Source organism: Streptomyces sp. HSW2009 (assembly GCF_040240285.1).
Classification (GTDB): Bacteria; Actinomycetota; Actinomycetes; order Streptomycetales; family Streptomycetaceae; genus Streptomyces.
This window is the reverse complement of record NZ_JBEHZD010000923.1, coordinates 1-1,794: the sequence shown is the minus strand read 5'-3', so window position 1 is coordinate 1,794 and position 1,794 is coordinate 1. Positions and strand designations below refer to the sequence as shown.

Sequence of the window (1,794 nt, the reverse complement as noted above, 5' to 3'; positions counted from 1 at the left end):
CCCCCCGCGCCGGGGGGGCGCCGGGGGGCGCCCGCCCCCCGGCCCCCCCCCCCCGGGGGCCGGGGGGGGGGGGGGCCCCGGGCCCCCCGGCCCCCGACCGACCTGCCGTACGCGGCACCACCGCCGCGCCACCCAGCCCGCCCCGCAGGCCCAGCCAGTCCAGCCCATCCAGTACGTCCAACGCAGGCAGTCGGGCAGCAGCCAACCCCGTACGCACGCGCTCCAAGCATCCGGCCGGTCCTCGTCAACCCAGGTGGTCCGGGCGGTCCGGCCACCCCGGTCGATCCAGTCACCCCGGCCCGGAAGGGAGCCACGCCGCATGAGTGAGGCCAGTCGGATCGTCATCCGGGGTGGGCTCGTCGTCACCGCGGCCGACGAGATGCCCGCCGACGTGCTGATCGAGGACGGCAAGATCGCCGCCGTCGCCGCGCCGGACAGCGCGTACGCGGCGGGTTGGACCGCGGCCCGGGAGTGGGACGCCCGCGGCAAGTACGTCATCCCGGGCGGCGTCGACGCGCACACGCACCTGGAGTTCCCGTTCGGCGGCACGTTCTCCAGCGACACCTTCGCCACCGGCACCAGCGCAGCCGCCTGGGGCGGCACCACCACGCTGATCGACTTCGCCGTACAGCCCAAGGGGTACGCGCTGCGCGACGGCCTGGACGCCTGGCACGCCAAGGCGCAGGGCAACTGCGCCGTCGACTACGCCTTCCACATGATCGTCTCCGACGTCAACGAGGGCTCGCTGCGGGAGATGGACCTGCTGGTGGCCGAGGGCGTCACCTCGTTCAAGCTGTTCATGGCCTACCCCGGCGTGTTCTACAGCGACGACGGCCAGATACTCCGCGCCATGCAGCGCGGCGCGGGCAACGGCGGGCTGATCATGATGCACGCCGAGAACGGCCCGGCCATCGACGTCCTGGTCGAACAGGCGCTCGCCGCCGGCCGCACCGATCCGCGCCACCACGGCGAGGTGCGCAGGGCGCTGCTTGAGGCGGAGGCGACGCACCGGGCGATCGCGCTCGCCCGGGTCGCCGACTGCCCGCTGTACGTGGTGCACGTCTCGGCCGCCGAGGCGCTCGCGGAGTTGGCCCGGGCCAGGGACGACGGCCTGCCGGTGTTCGGCGAGACCTGCCCGCAGTACCTCTTCCTGTCGACCGACAACCTGGCCGAGCCGGGGTTCGAGGGCGCCAAGTACGTGTGCTCGACGCCGCTGCGGCCGAGGGAGCACCAGGCGGCGCTCTGGCGCGGCCTGCGCACCGACGACCTCCAGGTGGTCTCGACCGACCACTGTCCGTTCTGCTTCACCGGGCAGAAGGAGCTGGGCCGCGGCGACTTCTCCAAGATCCCCAACGGGTTGCCTGGCGTGGAGCACCGGATGGACCTGTTGCACCAGGGCGTGGTCGACGGGCACATCTCCCGGCGCCGCTGGATCGACATCGCCTGCGCCACGCCGGCCCGGATGTTCGGCCTCTACCCGCGCAAGGGCACCATCGCCCCAGGCTCCGACGCCGACCTGGTCATCTACGACCCGGCGGCGAGCCAGGTGCTGTCGGCGGCCACCCATCACATGCGCGTGGACTACTCGGCGTACGAGGGGCGCGAGCTCACCGGCCGGGCCGAGACCGTGTTCTCGCGCGGCGAGGTCGTCATCGACCGGCACGCCTTCACCGGCCGCATCGGCCACGGCCGGTACGTGCCCCGCGGCACGTGCCAGTACCTGCGGTGAACCGGCCGGGCGCGCGGCCCCCCCCGGCCCCCGCCCCGCCCCCCCCCCCCCCCCCCCCCCCCCCC

General features: G+C 74.5%; 2 protein-coding genes. One reads left to right on the top strand and one right to left on the bottom strand.

Annotated features, from left to right (window positions below):
- The coding region (locus AAHZ94_RS33585; RefSeq protein ID WP_349997480.1) for a hypothetical protein at positions 1 to 181 on the bottom strand (181 nt) is incomplete at its 3' end.
- A gap of 138 nt (positions 182 to 319) precedes the next feature.
- Here AAHZ94_RS33585 and hydA point away from each other — a divergent pair.
- Positions 320 to 1,729, top strand: coding sequence for a dihydropyrimidinase (gene hydA, locus AAHZ94_RS33580; RefSeq protein ID WP_349997479.1), 1,410 nt, complete (start codon positions 320 to 322; stop codon positions 1,727 to 1,729).
- The last annotated feature ends 65 nt before the right edge of the window (positions 1,730 to 1,794 follow it).